This is a genomic window from Actinoplanes sp. NPDC048988, assembly GCF_043197815.1.
Taxonomy (GTDB): domain Bacteria; phylum Actinomycetota; class Actinomycetes; order Mycobacteriales; family Micromonosporaceae; genus Actinoplanes.
The window spans coordinates 44,116-64,476 of record NZ_JBICTW010000007.1; the positions used below are offsets into that span (position 1 = coordinate 44,116).

Sequence of the window (20,361 nt, forward strand, 5' to 3'; positions counted from 1 at the left end):
CCGACGGCGAAGATGAGGGCGTGAGGCAGCACGCGTGGTGGTGGCTGCTGGCCGCCGCCGCGGTGATGCTGGGCGGTGCCCAGCTTTTCGGGCCGGCCGGCAAGAGCGTCACCAGCGGGGTGATCGCGCTGGCCGCGAGCGCCGGCGTCATCCTGGGCGTACGCCTGTACCGGCCCGAACGGGCGGTGGCCTGGCGCCTGCTGGCGGGCGCCGCCGTGTGCGCCGGCCTGGCCATGCTGAGCTGGGCCGGCTCGGCGACCTGGAACGTCGTCGACCTGCTGCACCCGGCGACGTTCCTGCTCGCCTTCGGCGGGCTCGCCCTGCTGCCGCCGCGCGATCCGGTCACCGGGCGCTCGGGCGGGCTGGCCGACACCGGCGTCATCGTCTGCACGGGCGTGCTCGTCGCCTGGGTCCTGCTGTACGACCCGTACGTCTTCGACGCGGGCACATTCCCCGCCCCGGAAATCCTCGCCTACCCGCTGGCCGATGTGCTGCTGCTCGCCCTGGCCCTGCGGGTCTTCGCGTTGCAGGAACGGCTGACCCGCCCGCACCTGCTCGTGCTGCTCGCCACGGTGCTGTTCGTCGCCGCGGATGTCCGTCTCTTCCTGGTCGCGGTGGCCGGCACGGTGCGCGGGCCGGACCTGAGCATCACCGGGTGGGGTGCGGCGTTCGCCCTGGTCGCGGCGGCCGCCCTGCACCCGGCGATGGCCTCGCGCCACGCGGTCCCGGTGCCCAAGGCGGGGTCGTGGAAGCTGATGGCGGTGCACCTGGTGCTGGTGCTGATCGGGCCGGCCGCCACGGCGTACGCGCTGATCCGCGACATCGACGAACATGAACTGGACGTGCTGGACATCGGGGTGCCGGTGACCTTCACCGCCGTGATCACCGTGATGCTGCTGGTCCGGACGACGCTCACCCTGCGGCTGGCCCGGCGGCAGGCTTCGGCGATGCGGCACATGGTGCTGCACGACGGGCTCACCGACCTGCCCAACCGGCATCTGCTCACCACCGGGATGGCCTCCTCGCGCGCGCTGATCCTGTTCGACCTGGACGGCTTCAAGGACGTCAACGACCGCCTCGGTCATGCCCTCGGCGACGAGCTGCTGGTCGCGATCGCCGCCCGGCTGCGCCCGCTGCTGCGCCCGGAGGAGGTGCTCGGGCGTACGGGCGGTGACGAATTCGCCCTTCTCCTGCCGTCCCCCGACGTCATCGAGGTGACCGCCCGGGCCGCGGACGTGCTGGCCGCGCTGCGCGGCCCGTTCGAGGTCAGTGGGCACACCCTGCACGTCACCGGCAGCGCCGGCATCCGCCTGGTGGAGCCGGGCGCCGACGCGGCCGAGGCGCTCAGCGACGCCGACCTGGCGCTCTACGCCGCCAAGGCGGCGGGCAAGGACCGGGCCGAGCTCTTCGACCCGCGCTTGCGCCAGGAGCAGATCGACCGGGTACGTATGGTGGAGCACCTGCGGGCGGGCCTGGAGAACGACGAGTTCACGGTCCATTACCAGCCGATCGTGGCCCTGTCGAGCGGCCTCATCGTGGCCGTCGAGGCTCTGGTGCGCTGGACGCCCGCCGGGCGCCCGCCGATCGGCCCGGACTGTTTCATCCCGGTCGCCGAGGACAGCGGCCTCATCGTCGAGCTGGGGGAGCGCGTCCTGCGCCGGGCCTGCGCCGACGCGGCCGTCTGGCACGGCCGCTACGGCGTAGCCGTGACCGTCAACGTCTCCCCACGCCAGCTGACCGACCCGTCGTTCACCGGCAAGGCCAACCGCGCGATCGCCGACAGCGGCCTGCCGCCGGCCGCGCTCACCCTGGAGATCACCGAGGGGGTGCTGATCGGCTCGGGCGTGCAGGCCCTGGCCCACCTGCACGCGCTGAGAGCCGAGGGCGTCCGGGTGGCGATCGACGATTTCGGTACGGGATATTCGTCGCTGGCCTACCTGCGCGACCTCCCCATCGACACTCTCAAGATCGACAAGTCCTTCATGCCGGCCGACCCCACCGACCGCCGCCAGACGGCCCTGGTCCGGGCGGTGGTCGACCTGGCCCGCAGCCTGGACCTGACCACCGTCGCCGAGGGCGTCGAAACCGCACACCACGCCGACCTGCTGCGCTCCCTCGGCTGCGACCGGGGCCAGGGCTACCTGTTCGCCCGCCCCGCCCCCGCCGCCCAGATCACCGACCTGCTGGCACGACCCTCCCACGCGACCGGCCGACAGATATTCCTTTCGGTCGAGCGATGAGTTCGGGGCTCATCGGCGAGGCCAACGCCGTGCAAACCTTCGAAAACATGGGCGCCGCCACCTGGTTCCGCTACTTCATCGGCGTGGTCGAACTGGCCGGCGGCATCGGCCTGCTGATCCCGCGCCTGGCCTTCCCGGCCGCCGCCGGGCTCATGCTCCTGATGGTCGGCGCCTTCATCACGCAGGTCTTCATCCTCCACGGCGGCCCCGTCGCGATCACGCCCGTGGTGCTGTTCGCCCTGTTCCTGTTCATCGCCTGGGGCCGCCGGGGCGCGGCGCGAAAGCTTAGGTAACTGCCGGATGGGGTGGGCGCGACCACCGAGTTCTAGCGGGTGGGGAAGTAGTTGCCGTAGATGTGGAGGCGCTTGTTTTCGTTGCCGACGGTGGTGTCGGCGAAAGCCTCGTACGTGTCCCGGGTGGCGTCGCGGTCGGCGATGGCGCCGTTGTAGCGGGCCGTGAAGACGTACGCGCCGGCTGGGAGGGTTTCGCCCTTGGCCAGCGTGAAGCGGTAGAGCAAGGCGCCGTCGTCGCGGGTCAGGGTGGCGTTGACGCGGGGGTCGGGGGAGGTGACCTGGCCGGTGGTCAGGCCGGTGGCGGGCTCCAGGCGCAGGACCAGATCGAGGGTGGTCAGGGCGGTTCCGGCTTTCAGGGTGACCTGGCTTTGGCCGTCGGCCACGACCGAGCCGTCAGACCACAACGTGCCCTTCTCGATCTGGGTGTCGCCGGGGTGGCCGCGTACCTCCGCCGTGCCGGTGGAAGGGATGACCGGCGGCGAGGTGGGCGGAGGCGACGACTTGGGCGGCCGCGTCGTCGCGGTGGCGGTGGCGGCGGGCGACCGCGTCGCGGACGGGGTGGTGGGCGACGGCGCCGGGGACGGGGTGGTGGGCGCCGGGGACGTGGTGGTGGGCGCGGCGGCCGGTGGCGGAGCGGCCGGTGGGGCCGGGTCGTGTTCGCCGGCCAGGGCCCACTGGGCCACGCCGCCCAGGCCCAGGACCGTGGTCACGGCCGCGGCGGCGCCGGCCAGGTGGAGGCGGCGGCCCCGGGGGGACGAGGTGGCCGCGCGGTTGGCCGCCATGCGGTTCAGCATCGCCGTACGGTCGGGGGTGTGTTCCGCGCCCGCCCGCTGGAGTTCGGAGCGGAGGAAGTCCTCGGTCACCGGGCCACCTCCCATCCGCCGAGCTGGTCGGGCAGCCGCAGGTCGTCCAGCAGCTCGGCGAGCTGCTTGGCGCCGCGTGAGGTCTGGCTCTTGACCGTGCCGACGGCGATGCCGAGGATGTCGGCCACCTCCTGTTCCGGCAGGTCGAACGCGTACCGCAGCACCACGCAGGCCCGCCGCCGGTAGGGCAGCCGGCGCAGGGCGCTGCGCACGTCGAGGACCGTGGGCACGTCCGGCGCGGGCTTCGGGCGCGGGAAGCCGAGCAGGTCGAGGCCGCGGCGGGACCGGCCCTGGCGGCGGATCCAGTTCTTGGCCAGGTTGGCGACGATCCCCTTGGCGTACGCGGCGGGGTCGTCCGCGGCCGCGACCCGTTCCCAATGCCGCCACACCTCGGTGAGCGCGTCCGCCGCGAGGTCGTCGGCGGCGGTGGGGTCGCCGGTCAGCAGGTAGGCCAGGCGGGACAGCTCGACGTGGTGGGCCTCGAAGAAGGCGTGGAAGGCCTGCTCGCGCACGGCACCGCCCTCCCGAAGATCCGAAGGCCCGACGATAGAAGGCCTCGCGAGCGCCGGGCAAGCCGGGTTCCGCTCTTGTGGCCCGTTTCCCTACTTTTCGCCGTTTCGCTGCCGATGGGGCCTGTGGAGGAGGGGTGCATGGGTCGCGATCCGGGCGCGGACGAGGGGTTCACCATCATCGAGACGGTGACGGCGCTGACCCTCGTGATGATCACGATGGCCGCGGCCGTGCCGTTCTTCATCTCCAGCTTCCAGGCCGTCGCGCGGCAGCGGAACCAGCAGAACGCGGTCCAGCTGGCCAACATGGCGATCGAGCAGGTCCGTGGGCTCAAGGGCAGCTCGCTGTTGACCGGCCGCAGCGCGATCAAGGTCAAGCAGCAGTTCAGCGCGGCCCCGGCGATCGTGCAGCCCTATCTGGCGAAGACGTTCGCCTCCTCCGACCCGCTGCTCGGCGCCACCGCCACCTCCGGTGACGACGCCGCCGTACCGACCGAGACCCGGACCCTGCTGTGGGACGGTGTCAACTTCGACCGCACCATCTATGTCGGCTCCTGCGACGTGCGCGTCAGCGGCGACTGCGTCGGCTACGACCCGGACAAGAACCCGCCGTCGTGGCTCAACACCCCGGACGACCTCCAGTTCTTCCGGGTCGTGGTGCTGCTCGAGTGGAACAACAGAGCCTGCGGCTCGGGCCGCTGCCAGTACGTCACCTCGACGCTGGTGGCGCGGGCCGCGGAGCCGACGTTCGACATCTACCGGCCGTCGCCGACGGGGCCGAAGCCGCAACAGACCGCCGTGTTCTACAAGGGCTTCGACCGGTCGGTCGAGCTGAAGGTCGAGGGCGGCCAGCTGCCCAACACCTGGAGTGTGGTCGACCCGCTGCCGGCGGGATTGACCCTGGCCGGGAACGGTTTCGTCACCGGCGCCACGACCGCCGGGCCGCTCATCCAGGACTACCGAGTGAAGGTCACCGAGGCGCCGCCGCAGGAGCGCAACGTCACGTTCCCGGTCACCTTCCAGATCGTGCTGATGCCGACGGTGACGGTGGCGACCACGAGCAGCCGGGCCGGCGATCCGGTCTCCGTGCAGGCGACCGCGGCGAACGGCTGGGGGACGAAGACCTTCACGGCGGACGGCCTGCCCCCGGGGCTCGACATCTCCGACACCGGACTGATCACCGGGACCGCGACGGCGGACGGCACCTATCCGGTCACGGTCACGGTGACTGACGAGAACCAGGTCACCGGGACGACGAAATTCAACTACGTCGTCTATCCCGGCCTCGCCCTGGCCGCGGTGCCCGACCAGACGGTGGCCCTGGGTTCGGCGGTCAGCATCAGTCCGGTGGCCTCCGGCGGCTACGGCACTTACACGTACGCCGTGACCAATCTGCCCGTCGGGGTGACCCCGAATACGAGCACCGGCGTCATCTCCGGTGTCGCCACCGTGCCGGGCCGCTACCTTCCGGCGATCACGGTCACCGACGCTCTCGGCAACAAGGCGACGCAGTCGTTCGTGCTGACCATCACGACGACGACGCTGCTCTCCTTCACCTCGCCCGACCCGCTCGCACCGGACCAGACATCGCCCGCCGGCAAGCAGGTGAACCTCAAGGCCACCGACAACGGATCGGTGCTCGGCCTGAGCCCGCGCATCACGGCGACCGGCCTGCCGCCGGGGCTCGAGCTCAACCCCTCGTCGGGCAACATCAGCGGCAAACCGGACACACCTGGTACGTACGTCGTCACGCTGACCTCGGCGAACCTGCTGCCGCCGCAGACGTCGGTCCTCACCTTCATCTGGACGATCACGTGAACGCTGAGCGGGAAGAGAAGGACGGCGGCTACAGCCTGCTGGAGCTGATCGTCGCCATGGGGATCATGAGCGTGGTCCTGGTGGTGGTCTTCGGGGGCATCATGCAGGTGTACTCGGCCGTCAACCGTACGGAAGGCACGTCCTTCGCCCGTGACCAGGTCGCGGCCGCCTTCCGCCGGCTGGACACCCAGTTGCGGTACGCGAGCTGGGTGTCCCTCAAAGCGGAGGTGCCCGTCGGCGGCCGCTACTACCTGGAGTTCGCCCTGCCCACCGGGTGCCGTCAGCTCGTCTTCGACAAGGACGTGCTCACCCTGGCCAGCTGGACGGCGCCGGGCAGCCCGGGGAAGGCCACGGTCGTCGCCGGCGAGCTGGCGCAGATGCCGGACACGCCGCCCTTCACGGTGATCACCCCGACCCAGCAGCCGTACGCCACGGCCAGCGCCGGCGCCGACGCCATGGGTTCCGGTTACACGCCCGAGTTCTACCAGATCCGGCTGCGTCTCAACGCCACCGTCGGCACGACGACCATCCCGTTCGACACGCTGTTCAGCGCGGAGAACACCACGCGTAACACCAACTCGGAGAACCCGTGCAGCAGCGGGAGGCCGGCGTGATCAGGATCCCCCGGACCGACGAGCGCGGCTCGATGCCGATGGCGCTGCTCATCATCACGATCGTCCTGGCCATGTCGGCCGTGATCGCCCCGGTCGTGCTGCGGCAGATCACCTCGACCCGCAACCTGCAGGACCGCAACAGCGCGCTCAACGCCGCCCAGGCCGGCATGGACATGATGATGGCCAAGGTGCGGGCGGCCGCGAAGATGACGGACAAGGGCGTGAACAGCGGCCTGTTGGAAAACCTCCCCGGTTGTACGCTCTCCGGCGACGCGATGGTGCCCGGCACGACCGAGAGCTTGAAGTACGAGGTGTCGCTGGCCTATTTCGACCAGGAGAGCAAGCCGCTGTCGTGCCCGCCGACCAGCGTGCCGACGACCGCCGCGGTGACGTCGACCGGCACCAGCCGGAAGGTGAGCCGGACGCTGACCGCGACGTATCTCTTCACCACCAGCAACACCAACATTCCCGGTGGTCAGCTGCGCATCGACAGTGTTCCGGCCGGGGTGAAAGGCACCCAGTGCATCGACGCCGGGCCGAGCCGGTCACCGGTCGCCGGCACGAAGCCGACGATGCAGGCTTGCGACGGCAGCAGCCGCCAGCAGTTCGGTTACACCGAGGACCTCTACCTCAAACTGATCAACTCGGAGTCGTCGGACAACAAGGCCAACTACGGAATGTGCCTGGACTCGGGCTCGGCCCATAAGAGCGGCGACCCGGTCGTGTTCGGTCCGTGCCCCGCGAGCCAGGACTCGAAGTTCGCGTATCGGACGTTCCAATGGGCGCTGGACGGCACCAGCCGTTTCACCGTGACCAATCTGACGAAGGGGACGGCGGACTCCTCGCTCTGTATGAACGTGACGACCCCGGCCGCCACGGGCGGTGGCATCTCCATAGGACGATGTATCGAGTCGGACAACAAGACCATTGACTACACCAGGTATATCTGGCGATCGGGCGCGGGCGTCGGCACCGGCATGGCCGGGGACGACACCGCCCAGCTCGTCAACTACGCACAGTTCAGCCGATGCCTCGACGTGACCGATCAGAGTTACGGCTCGACGTACATGATCGCCTGGTTCTGCAAGCAATCGCCGAACGGCGTCGTCGACTGGAACCAGCGGTGGGTCCACCCGGTGCCGACCCCGCCAGCGGTCTACAAGACGGGCCCGATCGTCGTTACGTACCTCCGGAAAGGGTATGAAAGCGACAAGAATTACAACAAGCCTTTCTGTCTCAAGTCGCCCCTCAATACAGCGGCGAACGCCTACACCACTGTGGTGCGCTGCGACCCGGACGCCACGGTGATACCACCCGAGCTGCAGTGGACCGTCTACCACGCCACCGGCGACTACGGGACGAGCTACCGGATCAAGGACTCCGCCGGCTTCTGCCTGACCCCGACCGACCAGAACGCGAAGCCGCGGGACGTGCACGGGGACGGCACGAGCAAGGTGAAGGTGGCCGTCTGCAACAGTTCCGAGCTGCAGAAGTGGAACGCTCCGGCGAACATCAGCAAGCCGACGCCGCTGACCGATCTGATCGAGAAGTAATAAGTCTATTGAACATGTAGGAATGCTGGGTATGCTCCCGGCCATGGACGCATCGACATGTATTCAGCCGTGAGCGCGGTTCCGCTCACGCTGGACGGGGTGGGCAAGGCGTTCACGGCCGACCGGCGGCGGCGACCCGTGCTGGCCGGGGTGTCGCTCGAGGTGGCCGCGGGTGAGGTCGTCGCCCTGCTCGGGCCGTCGGGGTGCGGGAAGTCGACGCTGCTGCGGCTGGCCGGTGGGCTCGACACGCCGAGTGAGGGGTCGGTCCGGGTCGGTGGCCGGGCCGTCGACGGCATCGAGCCGCGGTGTGCGGTGGTGTTCCAGGAGCCGCGGCTGCTGCCGTGGCGCACGGTCGAGAAGAACGTGGCGTACGGGCTTCCGCGCGGGGTGACCGGGGAGCGGGCGCGCCAGGAGGTCGCGCACTGGCTCGAGGTCGTCGGGCTGGCGGCGTTCGCCCGGCACCGGCCCCGGCAGATCAGCGGCGGCATGGCGCAGCGGGCCGCGCTGGCCCGCGCGCTCGCGCGGCGGCCGGGGGTGCTGCTGCTGGACGAGCCGTTCGCGGCGCTCGACGCGCTCACCCGCCTGCGGATGCAGGACCTGCTGGCCGAGGTGCAGAAGGCCGCCGGAACCACCGTCCTGCTGGTCACCCACGACGTGGACGAGGCGCTGCACCTGGCCGACCGCGTGGTCCTGCTCGGCGCGGACGAGAAGGGCGGCGCGAACGAAAGGAGCGGCGGCGCGGCCGGCGTGCGGCTGATCCGGGAGGTGCCGGGGGAGCGGCCGCGGGATCGTGGTGACGCCGACCTGGCCGCGCTGCGGGTCGCGCTTCTCGGTGAGCTCGGCGTCCACACCCCCGTGCGTTTGTGATCGAGAGGATGAGCGAGATGCGGAAGATACGGGCGGCGGCCGCCGCGGTGGCGGTCACGATGCTGCTGGCCGGATGTGTCGAGGGGGAGGACGCGGGCGCCGAGCAGAGCCAGGGGGCGACGCTGCGGCTGGATTACGCGTACTACAACCCGGCCAGCCTCGTGCTGCGGGATCAGAAGTGGCTCGAGACCGAACTGGCCGGCAAGAACGTCACCGTCACGTGGCAGCTGTCGGCCGGCAGCAACAAGGCCAACGAGGCGCTGCGCGGCGACGCGATCGACGTCGGCTCGACGGCCGGGGCGGCCGCGCTGGTGGCCCGGGCCAACGGCTCGCCGATCAAGACGATCGACGTCTTCAGTCAGCCCGAATGGGCGGCCATCGTCGTCGGCCAGAACTCCCCGATCAGCTCGGTGGCCCAGCTCAAGGGCAAGAAGATCGCGGCCACCAAGGGCACCGACCCGTACTTCTTCCTGCTGCGCTCGCTGGAGAGCGCGGGACTGAAGCCGAGCGACGTCACAGTGGTGAACCTGCAGCACGCCGACGGGCGGACCGCGCTCGAGCGCGGCAACGTCGACGCCTGGTCCGGCCTCGACCCGATCATGGCGCAGAGCCAGCTCGACCAGGGCTCCAAGCTGATCTTCCGCAACATCGACTTCAACTCGTACGGAGTGTTGAACGCGACCGAGAGCTTCCTGCGGAAGCAACCCGAGCTCGCGCAGGCGGTCGTCAACGCGTACGAGCGGGCTCGCAAGTGGATCCTCGACAACCCGGACGGCGCCGTCGCGCTCTACGCCCGCGAGGCCAAGATCTCGCCCGAGGTGGCGAAGCTGGTCCTCACCGAGCGCACCGAACTCGACATCGACCCGGTGCCGGGCGCGGCCCAGAAGGCAGTCTTCGAGAAGATCCTGCCGGTCCTGGTGGCGGACGCCACCGTGAAGAGCGAGGCGTCGGCCCGGGAAGCGATCGACTCGCTGTTCGAACCCAAGTTCGCCACGGACGCGTCGTGACGCTGCTGGCCACCAAAAGGAACCTCAGGCCCGGCCGTGGCGCCGTGGGCCTGGTTCTGCCGCTGGCCCTGCTCGGTCTCTGGCAGGTGGTCGCGACCTCCGGTGTCTACTCGACCGCCCAGTTGCCGCCGCCCACCGACGTCGCGACCGCGTTCACCGAGTTGCTCGGGCGGGGCGAGCTCTGGCACCACATCGCCATCAGCACCCAGCGCGTCCTGATCGGCTTCGCGGTGGGTGGCGCCGCGGGGCTCGCCCTGGGTGGGCTGGTGGGTCTTTCCCGTACGGCGTCGGCCGCCCTCTCGCCGACCATCCAGGCCGTCCGGGCCGTGCCGTCGCTCGCGTGGGTGCCGTTGCTGCTTCTCTGGCTCGGTATCGGGGAGACGCCGAAGATCGTGCTGGTGGCGATCGGGGCGTTCTTCCCGGTCTACACGACCGTGTCGGCCGCGCTCGCGCACATCGATCCGCAGCTGGTGGAGGTCGGACGGGCGTACGGAAGGAAGGGCCTCGGTCTTCTCGGCACAGTGCTCTTCCCGGCGGCGACTCCGGCCATTCTGAGCGGCCTGCGGCTCGGTCTCGCTCAGGGGTGGCTCTTCCTGGTCGCGGCCGAGCTGATCGCGTCGTCGATGGGGCTGGGTTTCCTGCTGATCGACAGTCAGAACACCGGGCGCACCGACATCATGCTGCTCGCCATCATTTTGCTGGCGGTGATCGGCAAGCTCTGCGACACGGTGCTCGGCGTGGCCGAAAGCCGCTTGTTGCACAATTCAGGGCGTGGCAAGAGCTCTGGATGACGCGCAACCCCCGCAGGCCTCGGTCTCCGTCGATCATTTCACCAACATGTACCTGGTGAAGGACGACCCTTGGGACCTGGCGACCAAATGGCACGACCGGCGTAAGTACGCGGTGACGATGGCGAGCCTGCCTCGCGAGCGCTACCGGCGCTGCTACGAGCCGGGCGCCTCGATCGGCCTCCTCACCCGGATGCTGGCCGAGCGCTGTGACGAGGTGCTGGCGGTCGACTCGGTCGTCGAAGCCGTGGCCGCGGCCCGGGACAGCCTGGCCGACCTGCCGAACGTCCGCTACGAGCAAGCCAACCTGCCGGCCGGCCTGCCCGAGGGCACGTTCGATCTGATCGTCGTCGGCGACCTGCTCTACTACCTGTCCGCCGAGGACCTCGACCGGCTGCTCGACGGGCTCGTCGAGCGGCTGGAACCGGGCGGCGACCTCGTCTCGGTCCACTTCAGCAACCGGGCCGACGGCGGCAACTACGACGGCTTCAACGTGCACGCGGCGCTGGCCGCGCGGCCCGGGCTCGAGCGGCTCGTGCACCACGACGACGAGTGGTTCCTGCTGGACGCGTTCCGCCGCCGGTGACGCCCGGCCCGTGACGCCCGGCACAGTGTCGAGGTAAGGACCGCGGAGTAGGTTCAAACATGAACCTACTTTTCGGGAGGAACCCCACCATGGCGCCAGCGCTGTCGCTGCTCGACCTCGCGCCCATCTCCGCCGGTCAGACCGCGCGGGACAGCTTCGAGGCGAGCGTCGAGCTCGCCCGCGCCGCGGAGCGCAGCGGGTACCGCCGGGTCTGGTACGCCGAGCACCACAACATGCCGACGATCGCGTCGTCGGCCACCAGCGTGGTGATCGGCTACGTCGCCGCGCACACCTCGACGATCCGGCTCGGCGCCGGTGGGATCATGCTGCCCAATCATTCGCCGCTGGTCATCGCCGAGCAGTTCGGCACCCTGGCGACGCTGTTCCCGAGCCGGATCGACCTCGGCCTGGGACGCGCGCCGGGCAGCGACCAGAACACGATGCTGGCGCTGCGCCGCGACAACAGCTCGGCCGACTCGTTCCCGGCGGACGTGCAGGAACTTCAGGGATACCTGAACGGCCGCTCGCGGGTCCCGGGCGTGCAGGCGGTGCCGCGCGCCGACGAGGTCGTGCCGCTCTACATCCTCGGCTCGTCGCTGTTCGGCGCCAACCTGGCCGCGCAGCTGGGCCTGCCGTACGCGTTCGCCTCGCACTTCGCCCCGGACGCCCTGCACACCGCGGTGACCGTCTACCGCGAGAAGTTCCGCCCGTCCGACCAGCTCGACCAGCCGTACGTGATCGCCGGCATGAACGTCTTCGCGGCCGACGACCGGGCGACGGCCGAGGAGCAGAGGACGACCGCCTACCGGGCGCGGACGCGCTCGATGCTGACCCGGGGCGCGCGCGGCGCGAACTTCACCGACGCCGAGATCGACGCCTTCCTGGCCTCGCCGAACGGCGCGTCGCTGGCCGCGATGACCCGCTACACCGCCACCGGCACCGCCGACGAGGTGGCCGACCAGCTGAATGCCTTCGCCGCCTCGGTCGGCGCGGACGAGCTGATCGTGGCCCACCACGCCTCCGATCTGGCCGACCGTATCCATTCGATCGAGCTCACCGGCAAAAGCCGATAGCAGTGGCGATTGTCACTGTTGACTCTTTGTTTCGGTTGTTGAAACCCTGCGCTACGAACGCTCCGTCATTGTGATGCGGGCCTCTCGCAAATCGGGCCAAGACGCGCTTTAACGACAGTGTTCCCGGCCACTGAGCTGCGCACACTCAGGTAATTCAAAATCGAACGTCCTAAGATCGGTGGGTAACCGACGGGGCGAGGGGTGAAGCGAAGCTATGGTCGACCGACCGATCCGCGAATGGAACGGCCTGACCATTCCCGACCCGGGCGTCTATGTGCTCGACGAGGCCCACAAACGGCTCGGCTTCCTCGCCCAGCACATGATGGTCAGCCCGATCCGGGGTGAGTTCGCGCGGGGCACCGCCACGATTGTCATCGGTGAGGACCCGGCCCGCTCGTCGGTGACCGCGTCCATCGAGGCGGCCAGCATCACCACGCACAACCCGGACCGCGACACGCACCTGTCCAGCCCCGACTTCCTCGACGTCGAGAATTACCCGACGCTGGAGTACCGCAGCACCGGGGTGCAGTGGCCGGAGACCAACGACGCGATCTTCCAGTGGGCCCGGCTGCGCAACAACCCGCTGACCCGGCGGGCCGGCGCGTCCGAGATCCCGGCGGCGGCCAAGTCCAACGGCAAGTTCGTGGTCAACGGCCTGCTGACCATCCGCGACGTGACCCGCCCGGTCGACCTTCAGGTCGAGTACGGCGGGGCGCGCCGCGACCCGTACGGCCGCGACATCTTCGGCTTCAGCGCGACGGCGCAGTTCGAGCGCGAGGACTTCGGCCTGGTCTGGAACGTGGCCCTGGAGACCGGCGGTTTCCTGGTCGGCAAGACCGTGAAGATCGAGATCGCCGGCGAGGCGTTCGCCGAGGCTAACGCGTCCTGAACGCCCTCCGGTAGCTCTGCGGAGTAGTTCCGACGATCCGCTTGAAGCGGTCCCGGAACGCGGTCGGCGAGCCGAAGCCGACCTCGGCACCGATCCGGTCCACCGGCCGGACGGTCGTCTCCAGCAGGTGCTGCGCCCGGCGGATCCGGGCCCGGTGCAGCCACTGCAGCGGTGTCGTGCCGGTGTGCTCGCGGAAACGGCGGTTCAGCGTACGGGCGCTCAGGCCGGCCTTGGCCGCGATGTCGTCGAGCGTCAGATCGGCCGGCGCGTCCCGCTCCAGCCACAGCAGCAGCGGTTCCAGCGCCGAGCCGCGCGGGGCGGGCGGCCGCTCGGGCACGATGAACTGGGCCTGGCCGCCCTCGCGTTCCAGCGGCATCACCGACAGCCGGGCGGCGTCGGCCGCCACCGCCGAGCCATGGTCGCGGCGTACCAGATGCAGGCAGAGGTCGAGGCCGGCGGCGGCGCCGGCCGAGGTCAGGAACTGGCCCTCGTCGACGTAGAGGACGCCCGGGTCGAGGTCGACGGCGGGGAACATCGCCCGGAAGGTCTCGGTACCGGCCCAGTGGGTGGTCGCCCGCCGCCCGTCCAGCAGGCCGGTCGCGGCCAGGACGAAGGCTCCGGCGCAGATGGAGGCGATCCGGGTGCCGCGACTCGCGGCCGTCCGCAGCGCGGTCACCACTTGCGGGGGTACGGGGTGGGCGGGCTCGCTGACGCCCGGAACGATGATCGTGTCGGCGGTGTCCAGCGCGTCCAGGCCGTACGGGGCCGAGACCGTGAAGTAGCCCGCGCTGACCCGCGGCGAGGGCGCGCACACGCGTACGGCATAAGGGGTCGACCCATCGCCCAGCCGCACCCGGGCGAAGACCTCGAGCGGCGTCGCCAGGTCGAAGGGGATGACGTCGTCGAGGGCGAGAACCGCGATCCGGTGCATGGTTGGCGATTATCCGTTGAGGTGTGGCATTCCTGCCACTGTCACCGGCCCGGTCCCGCCCATACGGTCGATGATCGTGACAAAGCTCCTGCTCTCGCTCCACGTCCTGGCCGCCATCGTGGCCATCGGCCCGGTCACCGTGGCCGCCAGCATGTTCCCGGCGGCGCTGCGCCGCGACGACCACGCGCAACTGGCCACCCTGCACCGGATCTGCCGCGTCTACGCCGTACTCGGGCTGGCCGTCCCGGTCTTCGGTTTCGCGACGGCCAGCGCCCTGGGCGTGCTCGGCGACGCGTGGCTCCTGGTGTCGATCGCGCTGACCGCCGTCGCCGCCGCCGTGCTCGGCTTCGCGATCCTGCCCGCCCAGGCGGCCGCGGTCGCCGGCCGGCCCACCGTGCCGGCCCGCCTCGGCATGACCTCGGGCGTCTTCAACCTGCTGTGGGCGACGGTCGTGGTCCTGATGATCGTCCGCCCCGGCTCCACGACGGGAGCGTGACCCGTGCTGCTGCGCGCCGCCGCCCGCATCGAACTGATCACCCTGCTGCTGATGCTGCTCAACCTGGCCACCATCCACGCCCGGCCGGTCACGCAACTGCTGGGACCCCTCCACGGCTGCTCGTACCTGCTGGTCATCGGCGCGACGCTGGCCGCCACCCGCCGAGCGCGGCCCCGGCTGCTGGCCCTCGTCCCGGGAGTCGGCGGGCTGCTGGCCGCCCGGTTCTCCTCAACCGGCCCTCCGGCGGACCGATCGGAATCCCTGGGGCGGTGAGTGGCCGCCCGCGAGGGGAGGGCACGTGCTGCGTCGCGATCCCCTGCTGCGGGCCTACGCCGGGTGGACCGCGCTCGCTCTCGTGCTGTTCCTCCTGCTCGAGGGCCGGACCGGTTGGCAGGTGCGCGTCTTCTGGGCGTTCCAGCCGCCGTTGGATCTGGCGCTGGTCCTCTGCTCGTGGCGGGTGGCGCAGTTGGCCACCGGCCCGATCCGCCGTTTCTGGCGGGTCATGGTGGTCGTGGGCGCGCTGTTCGTCGTCGGCGACACGTGGCAGGCGGTCTCCACCTGGCGGCCCGGCGCGTGGTCGACCACGGGCGGCACCGTGCAGACGGTCTGCTTCGGCGTCGGCCTGACCGCGGTGGTGACGGCGATGCTCCGGCACCCGCAGCCCGGCCGCACCGGCCGCGAACGTCTGACATTCTGGCTCGACGCGGCCACGGTGCTGGTCGCCGGCGGCGTGGTCGGCTGGTGCGTGCTGGCCGTGCCCGGCCAGTACAGCCGCCCCGACGTGCTGGCGGTGCTGGCGGCGACCGGCGTGTGCGTCACGGCGGCGTTCTCGGCGGTCAAGATGATCCTCAGCGGCAACGCCCCCATGCACCGGCTCGCGGCGATCCCGATGGTCGGCTCGGCGGTGGTGATGAGCGCCGGCGCCTTCCTGGCGTCCGACTTCTACATCGTCCGTTTCCTGCCGACACTGCTCATCGCCATGGGCCCCCGCATCCAGCAGATCCTGGCCGGCGCCGACCGCACGGCCTTCGGCGAGAGACGGAAAAAGCCTTACAGCTTCTTGCCGTACGGCGCGATGGTCGTGGCCTTCGGCGCGCTGGTCTTCGCGTTGACGGACGGTGTGGGCCCCCGGTCGTGGGGTGTGGTGGCCGGCCTGGCCCTGATCTGCGGCCTGGTGGCGGTGCGGCAGCTGGCCGCCTTCCACGACAACGTGGAACTGATCGACCAGCTGCGCGAACACCAGGTGCGCCTGCACCGTCAGGCCCACTTCGACGGCTTGACCGGCTTGGCCAACCGCACCCACTTCCACGAGCGGCTGGCCGAGGCGCTGCCCGCGGACCAGTTGTCGGTGCTGCTGGTCGACCTGGACGGCTTCAAATCCGTGAACGACACCATGGGCCACGCCGCGGGCGACACCATGCTGCTGGCCGTGGCGGAGAAGCTTCAGGCCCAGATCCGCCGGTCCGACCTGGCCGCCCGCCTGGGCGGCGACGAGTTCGCGCTCCTCCTGCCCGACTGCACGGAAGCCGAGGCGGAGGCCACCGCGTCGCGAATCCTGGCCGCCTTGAAGACGCCGGTCCTGATCGACGGCACCCCGGTGACAGCGGCCGCCAGCATCGGCGTGGCAGGCGCTTCCCCCACCTCGACGGTGACGTCACTGCTCCACGACGCCGACCTGGCGATGTACGCGGCCAAGCGCCAGGGCAAGGGCACGTGGCAGCGCCACCCGGATAGCCCGCCGGTCAGAAGGTGACGACGATGGCGACGGCGGGCGGCCGCTTGATGCGGAAGAGCCGGCTGAACGCGGCGCCGATGCGCGCCGTGATGTAGCGGCCGGCCAGGAGCCGCCGCGCGCGCTCGGTTTCGGAGGGCGGCAGAACCACAGCGGTGGCCGCGACGGCCCGCGCGCCGGCCGGCACCTTGCCGCGAATGTCACAAGGCGTCACCTCGACGCGCGGATTGTTCCGAATGCGCTTGACTTTCCAGGCGTCCGCCAGCGACACCGTGGTCAGTGTGTCGCCCTCGGACACCTGCCACACCGCGGTGGCCACCGGAGTGCCATCCTTGCGGAAGGTGACCAGGCTGACCTGCTTGCTACGGGCGATCTCCGCCGGAACCTTCATGTCGCGCCTCCCCGCCATCCAACTCGGACGTCCCAGTCGCCGCCATCCTAGACGCCCGCCCCGCCCGCACGTGGTGGCCCGCCGCCACACCCACGGCAGCCGACCACTGCACCCCGCACGCACGCGCTTGGCGGCTGTCCCCCGCTGCGCCCGCGCGCTTGGCGGCTGGCCCACTAGCGCATGGCGGCTGGCCCGCCACGGCCCCACGAGCGCCTGCCGGCTGGCCACGCCGCGCATGGTGGCCAGCCCAATGCGCCCAGCGTTTGGTGGCTGGACCCCTCACGGGCATGGCGGCTGACCCGCCGCGGCTCCACGAGCGCCTGGTGGCTGGCCACGCCGCGCATGGTGGCTGGCCCGCTGCGCCCAGCGTTTGGCGGCTGGCCCTCTCTCGGGCGTGGCGGCTGACCCGTCACGGCTCCACGAGCGCGTGCTGGCTGGCCACTCCGCGCATGGTGGTCGGCCCGCTGCGCCCAGCGTTTGGCGGCTGGCCCTCTCTTAGGCATGGCGGCTGGGCCGCCGCGCCTCCACGAGCGCCTGGTGGCTAGCCCATCCACGCATGGCGGCTGGCCCGCAGCACCCCGCCCCGCATGATGGCTGGTCCGTTACGGCCCGCGCGTGTGGCGACCGGACCGCGCGTGTGGTGTCAGCGGCGGCTGAAAATAGCTCCCGGACGACGCGCGAGTTCCAGGTCGCCCGGGGGTCAGTTTTCACGCGTCGCCAACGTGTGGAGACGGGGCTGGGCGTGTGGCGATCAGCCCGCGCGCTCAGAGTGGTTGGCCGTTGCGCTCGTCCGACGGATGCCGACGGATCCGTTGCGCCCCGCGGGCCCGGCCGCTGGCCCGCTGCGCCTGCTGTGCGCGCTGCCCGTTGCGGTCCGCGCTTGGCGGCTCAGTCTCGTGCTCATGGCGGCTGGGAGCGGTGCGCGCGGAGGGCTGGAGCGATGCCGCGTGGATGACGGCTGTTCCGTTGCGGCCCGGGCGTAGGGCCGACTGGACCGCGGCGCCCCGCCCTCGATGTGGCGGGCGGGGCGACTGTTGCGCCGGTCGGGGCGTGACGGCAAGCCGCTGGCGCAGGTAATGCTGCGCGATCGAGCGGTGTGATGCCGCTAAGCGGTGTGACTTGGTGGAGCGGGCGGTGGGGCCGGACATGCCGCTGTGGTTGGTGGGGCTTGGGGCGGTAGGGCTTAAAGCGCCGGCGCTTGGGGCGGTGAGGCTGAGGCGGAGGGCTTCGGGCGGTGGGGCTTGAGGCGCCGGCGCTTGGGGCGGTGGGGCTTGGGGCGGTGGGGCTTGGGGCCGTGGGGCTTGAGGCGCCGGCGCCTGGGGCGGTGGGGCTTCGGGCGCCGGCGCTTGGAACGGTGGGGCTTGGGGCGGTGGGGCTTGGGGCGGTGGGGCTTGGGGCGGTGGGGTTTGGGGAGTGGAACGTCGTTGTGGCTCGGGGGAGTGGGGCGGTGTGTGGCCTGGGGAGGCGGTGGGTTGGGGTTACGCGTTGGCAGCGGCTGCTAGGGATTCGACGGTTTCGGGGGTGAAAGGGCTGCCGGGGAACATGCCCAGGCGGTTCAGGGGGAGGCCGCCCAGCAACTGGAGCATGGCGGGGTCGGCGGTCTGGGCGGCCAAGCCTGAAGTGGCGTTGGCGAAAGCCTTGCGGAGCAGGTCGGCGCCCTTGGGGTTGGCGAACCACTCGGCGATGGTGGAGTCGGCGGTCAAGGGCCACTGGGAGTCGGGGTCGGCGTCGATGGTGGCCAGGACGGCGCCGCGCAGGTCGCGGGAAGAGGCGCCGACGGCGAAGTGGTATTCGCCGCCCTCTACCACCCAGCGGGACAGGCGCTCGTCCCAGTAGGCCAGGTCGTCGCGGGGGACGGTCAGGGTCACCGTTTCCGTGGCGCCGGCGGCGATCGGGACGTTGGCGAAGGCCTTCAGCTCGCGCGGGGCGCGTCGCACCCGGGAGTGGGTGACCTCCATGTAGACCTGCACCACCTCGCGGCCGTCGCGGTCGCCGGTGTTCGTGACGTCGACGGTGATCTCGACGCGGTCGGCGGTCACGGTGGCGGACGGCATGCCGTACTCGAAAGTGGTGTAGGACAGGCCGAAGCCGAAGGGGTAGGCCACCTCCTGCTCGCGGGCGTCGAAGCCGCGGTAACCGACATGCAGGCCTTCGCCGTAGCGGACGTGGCCGGCCTCGCCCGGGAAGTCCAGGAAGGACGGGTGGTCGGCCAGTTTGAGCGGGATCGTCTCGGTGAGCCGGCCCGACGGGTTGACCCGGCCGAACAGCACGTCGGCGATGGCGCTGCCGCCGGCCTGGCCGAGCAGCCACGCCTCGATGATGCCGGGAACCGCTGTGTCCCACGGGGTGGTGCGGACGACCGCGCCGTTCGACAGGATGACGATCGTGCGCGGGTTGGCCGCGGCGACCTTCTCGACCAGCGCGCGGTGCGGGGCCGGCAGGTCGAGGCTGTCACGGTCGGAGCCCTCGGTCTCCTGCTTCGAACCGACGAAGACCAGCGCCACGTCGGCGCTCGCGGCGGCGGCGACGGCCTCGTCGAGCAGGGCCTCGTCGATCTGGTTCTCGTCGGCGCCGTAGCCGGGCGCGAACGTCACGGTGGCCGACGACGACGCGGTGATCTCGGTGAGGGCGTCGTCGAGGCGGGTCGGGGTGATCTGGGAGCTGCCGCCGCCCTGGAAGCGCGGGGTGCGGGCGTACTCACCCAGGACCGCGATGGACTGCCCCTCGGCGCGCAGCGGCAGCACGTCGCCGTCGTTCTTCAGCAGCACTATGCCCCGCGCGGCGATCTCGCGGGCCAGGGCGTGGTGGGCGTCGGCGTCGTACGGCCCAGTGGTGTCGAGCTTCGATTTCGCGACCAGGGCGGCCACCCGGTCGGCCGAGAGCTGGAGGTCGCCGGCCGCCAGCGTGCCGTCCTGGACCGCGGCGACCAGCGCGGCGTCGCCGGCCTCGTCGGGGCCGGGCATGGTCAGGTCGAGGCCGGCGTGCACGGCGGCCACCCGGTCGACCACGGCGCCCCAGTCGGAGACGACAAGGCCCTCGAAGCCCCACTCGCCGCGCAGCACGTCGGTGAGCAGCCAGCGGTTCTGCGAGGCGTGCACACCGTTGATCCGGTTGTACGAGCACATGACCGTCCACGGCTGCGATCGCGTCACCACCCGCTGGAAGGCGCGCAGGTAGATCTCGCGCAGCGTGCGCTCGTCGACGTCGGCGCTGATCGTCATGCGGTCGGTCTCCTGGCTGTTCACCGCGAAGTGCTTCAGCGACGCGCCGACACCGCGGCTCTGCAGGCCCAGCACCCACTCGGTGGCCATCACACCGCTGATCAGCGGGTCCTCGGAGAAGTACTCGAAGTTGCGGCCGCCCAGGGGAGTGCGCTTGATGTTGATGCCGGGGCCGAGCAGCACCTGCACGCCCATCGCCCGGCACTCGTCGCCCAGGGCCTCGCCCATCCGGCGCAGCAGCGACGGATCCCAGGTCGAGCCGGAGGTCACCGCCGGCGGGAAGGCCGTGGCCGGGCGGCCGGTGAGCATGTCCTCGGCGGAGCTCTGCATGCGTACGCCGTGCGGCCCGTCGGTGAGCGTGATCTGGGGGATCCCGCCGGCCTCGGCCGAGGTCCAGAAGGCGCTGCCGCTCGTCAGAGCGGCCTGGTCGGTGAGTTCCACGAGGATCCCCTTCGGTGGCCGATTTCCTGGTCAAGTCTCGCAAGGACCG

At 70.9% G+C, this 20,361-nt stretch carries 19 protein-coding genes; 14 read left to right on the forward strand and 5 right to left on the reverse strand.

All coding sequences use genetic code 11. The features are described 5' to 3' along the window. Positions 1-20: 20 nt before the first annotated feature. Both ACGFJ7_RS23090 and ACGFJ7_RS23095 read left to right on the forward strand, forming a co-directional pair. A complete protein-coding gene (locus tag ACGFJ7_RS23090; protein WP_392643687.1) occupies positions 21-2,240 on the forward strand; it encodes a putative bifunctional diguanylate cyclase/phosphodiesterase in 2,220 nt (739 codons plus the stop codon). Beyond that, positions 2,237-2,533, forward strand: coding sequence for a DoxX family protein (locus tag ACGFJ7_RS23095; protein ID WP_360255986.1), 297 nt, complete (start codon positions 2,237-2,239; stop codon positions 2,531-2,533). Before ACGFJ7_RS23090 ends, ACGFJ7_RS23095 begins: the two co-directional genes overlap by 4 nt. Before the next feature lie 32 nt (positions 2,534-2,565). On the opposite strand, the gene ACGFJ7_RS23100 is transcribed toward ACGFJ7_RS23095, so the two are convergent. Together ACGFJ7_RS23100 and ACGFJ7_RS23105 are read right to left on the reverse strand one after the other, a co-directional pair. Beyond that, positions 2,566-3,396 (reverse strand): hypothetical protein, encoded by an 831-nt coding sequence (locus ACGFJ7_RS23100; RefSeq protein ID WP_392643688.1) that lies wholly within the window; start codon positions 3,394-3,396, stop codon positions 2,566-2,568. Then, a complete protein-coding gene (locus ACGFJ7_RS23105; RefSeq protein WP_360255981.1) occupies positions 3,393-3,908 on the reverse strand; it encodes a SigE family RNA polymerase sigma factor in 516 nt (171 codons plus the stop codon). The genes ACGFJ7_RS23100 and ACGFJ7_RS23105 overlap by 4 nt, the downstream gene beginning before the upstream one ends. Before the next feature lie 138 nt (positions 3,909-4,046). Between ACGFJ7_RS23105 and ACGFJ7_RS23110 the strand changes: the two genes are divergently transcribed. The 9 genes from ACGFJ7_RS23110 (at position 4,047) to ACGFJ7_RS23150 (ending at position 13,100) form a co-directional block, all read left to right on the forward strand. Beyond that, on the forward strand, positions 4,047-5,723 hold the full coding sequence (locus ACGFJ7_RS23110) for a putative Ig domain-containing protein (RefSeq protein WP_392643689.1): 1,677 nt from the start codon (positions 4,047-4,049) through the stop codon (positions 5,721-5,723). Further along, on the forward strand, positions 5,720-6,337 hold the full coding sequence (locus tag ACGFJ7_RS23115; protein ID WP_360255977.1) for a prepilin-type N-terminal cleavage/methylation domain-containing protein: 618 nt from the start codon (positions 5,720-5,722) through the stop codon (positions 6,335-6,337). Before ACGFJ7_RS23110 ends, ACGFJ7_RS23115 begins: the two co-directional genes overlap by 4 nt. Continuing rightward, a complete protein-coding gene (locus ACGFJ7_RS23120; RefSeq protein WP_392643690.1) occupies positions 6,313-7,890 on the forward strand; it encodes a hypothetical protein in 1,578 nt (525 codons plus the stop codon). Before ACGFJ7_RS23115 ends, ACGFJ7_RS23120 begins: the two co-directional genes overlap by 25 nt. Before the next feature lie 57 nt (positions 7,891-7,947). Further along, a complete protein-coding gene (locus tag ACGFJ7_RS23125; protein ID WP_392643692.1) occupies positions 7,948-8,757 on the forward strand; it encodes an ABC transporter ATP-binding protein in 810 nt (269 codons plus the stop codon). Between the two features lie 17 nt (positions 8,758-8,774). Next, a complete protein-coding gene (locus tag ACGFJ7_RS23130) occupies positions 8,775-9,764 on the forward strand; it encodes an aliphatic sulfonate ABC transporter substrate-binding protein (RefSeq protein WP_392643694.1) in 990 nt (329 codons plus the stop codon). Next, positions 9,761-10,555 (forward strand): ABC transporter permease, encoded by a 795-nt coding sequence (locus ACGFJ7_RS23135; protein WP_392643696.1) that lies wholly within the window; start codon positions 9,761-9,763, stop codon positions 10,553-10,555. The genes ACGFJ7_RS23130 and ACGFJ7_RS23135 overlap by 4 nt, the downstream gene beginning before the upstream one ends. Next, positions 10,536-11,138: a class I SAM-dependent methyltransferase gene (locus tag ACGFJ7_RS23140; protein WP_392643698.1), complete on the forward strand. Its 603-nt coding sequence runs from the start codon at positions 10,536-10,538 to the stop codon at positions 11,136-11,138. Before ACGFJ7_RS23135 ends, ACGFJ7_RS23140 begins: the two co-directional genes overlap by 20 nt. A gap of 89 nt (positions 11,139-11,227) precedes the next feature. After that, positions 11,228-12,211, forward strand: a complete 984-nt coding sequence (locus ACGFJ7_RS23145) for an LLM class flavin-dependent oxidoreductase (protein WP_392643700.1) — start codon at positions 11,228-11,230, stop codon at positions 12,209-12,211. A gap of 214 nt (positions 12,212-12,425) precedes the next feature. Next, positions 12,426-13,100: a YceI family protein gene (locus tag ACGFJ7_RS23150; protein ID WP_360255963.1), complete on the forward strand. Its 675-nt coding sequence runs from the start codon at positions 12,426-12,428 to the stop codon at positions 13,098-13,100. Here the strand turns inward: ACGFJ7_RS23150 and ACGFJ7_RS23155 are convergent. Then, positions 13,087-14,031, reverse strand: coding sequence for a helix-turn-helix domain-containing protein (locus tag ACGFJ7_RS23155; protein WP_360255961.1), 945 nt, complete (start codon positions 14,029-14,031; stop codon positions 13,087-13,089). The two genes, ACGFJ7_RS23150 and ACGFJ7_RS23155, sit on opposite strands and share 14 nt — an antisense overlap. Before the next feature lie 76 nt (positions 14,032-14,107). On the opposite strand from ACGFJ7_RS23155, the gene ACGFJ7_RS23160 reads away from it, so the two are divergent. From ACGFJ7_RS23160 to ACGFJ7_RS23170, 3 genes are read left to right on the forward strand one after another with little or no spacing between them, the layout of a single operon-like run. Beyond that, a complete protein-coding gene (locus ACGFJ7_RS23160; protein WP_392643703.1) occupies positions 14,108-14,527 on the forward strand; it encodes a hypothetical protein in 420 nt (139 codons plus the stop codon). A 51-nt stretch (positions 14,528-14,578) separates the two neighbouring features. Continuing rightward, positions 14,579-14,800 carry a DUF3817 domain-containing protein gene (locus ACGFJ7_RS23165; protein ID WP_360256098.1) on the forward strand — a complete coding sequence of 74 codons (222 nt, stop codon included), beginning with the start codon at positions 14,579-14,581 and terminating at the stop codon, positions 14,798-14,800. A 25-nt stretch (positions 14,801-14,825) separates the two neighbouring features. Then, on the forward strand, positions 14,826-16,280 hold the full coding sequence (locus ACGFJ7_RS23170; protein WP_392643705.1) for a diguanylate cyclase domain-containing protein: 1,455 nt from the start codon (positions 14,826-14,828) through the stop codon (positions 16,278-16,280). Here the strand turns inward: ACGFJ7_RS23170 and ACGFJ7_RS23175 are convergent. Together ACGFJ7_RS23175 and ACGFJ7_RS23180 are read right to left on the reverse strand one after the other, a co-directional pair. Then, positions 16,270-16,650: a PPOX class F420-dependent oxidoreductase gene (locus ACGFJ7_RS23175; protein WP_360255954.1), complete on the reverse strand. Its 381-nt coding sequence runs from the start codon at positions 16,648-16,650 to the stop codon at positions 16,270-16,272. The genes ACGFJ7_RS23170 and ACGFJ7_RS23175 overlap by 11 nt on opposite strands. A gap of 1,478 nt (positions 16,651-18,128) precedes the next feature. After that, positions 18,129-20,312 carry a glycoside hydrolase family 3 C-terminal domain-containing protein gene (locus ACGFJ7_RS23180; RefSeq protein WP_392643707.1) on the reverse strand — a complete coding sequence of 728 codons (2,184 nt, stop codon included), beginning with the start codon at positions 20,310-20,312 and terminating at the stop codon, positions 18,129-18,131. Positions 20,313-20,361 lie beyond the last annotated feature (49 nt).

What these genes read in the sequence shown, in the direction of transcription:
- ACGFJ7_RS23125 (WP_392643692.1), top strand. Translation starts at nt 7,948, where the DNA reads ATGTATTCAGCCGTGAGCGCGGTTCCGCTCACGCTGGACGGGGTGGGC.
- ACGFJ7_RS23175 (WP_360255954.1), bottom strand. Translation starts at nt 16,650, where the DNA reads ATGAAGGTTCCGGCGGAGATCGCCCGTAGCAAGCAGGTCAGCCTGGTC.
- ACGFJ7_RS23165 (WP_360256098.1), top strand. Translation starts at nt 14,579, where the DNA reads ATGCTGCTCAACCTGGCCACCATCCACGCCCGGCCGGTCACGCAACTG.
- ACGFJ7_RS23110 (WP_392643689.1), top strand. Translation starts at nt 4,047, where the DNA reads ATGGGTCGCGATCCGGGCGCGGACGAGGGGTTCACCATCATCGAGACG.
- ACGFJ7_RS23145 (WP_392643700.1), top strand. Translation starts at nt 11,228, where the DNA reads ATGGCGCCAGCGCTGTCGCTGCTCGACCTCGCGCCCATCTCCGCCGGT.
- ACGFJ7_RS23155 (WP_360255961.1), bottom strand. Translation starts at nt 14,031, where the DNA reads ATGCACCGGATCGCGGTTCTCGCCCTCGACGACGTCATCCCCTTCGAC.
- ACGFJ7_RS23095 (WP_360255986.1), top strand. Translation starts at nt 2,237, where the DNA reads ATGAGTTCGGGGCTCATCGGCGAGGCCAACGCCGTGCAAACCTTCGAA.
- ACGFJ7_RS23130 (WP_392643694.1), top strand. Translation starts at nt 8,775, where the DNA reads ATGCGGAAGATACGGGCGGCGGCCGCCGCGGTGGCGGTCACGATGCTG.
- ACGFJ7_RS23150 (WP_360255963.1), top strand. Translation starts at nt 12,426, where the DNA reads ATGGTCGACCGACCGATCCGCGAATGGAACGGCCTGACCATTCCCGAC.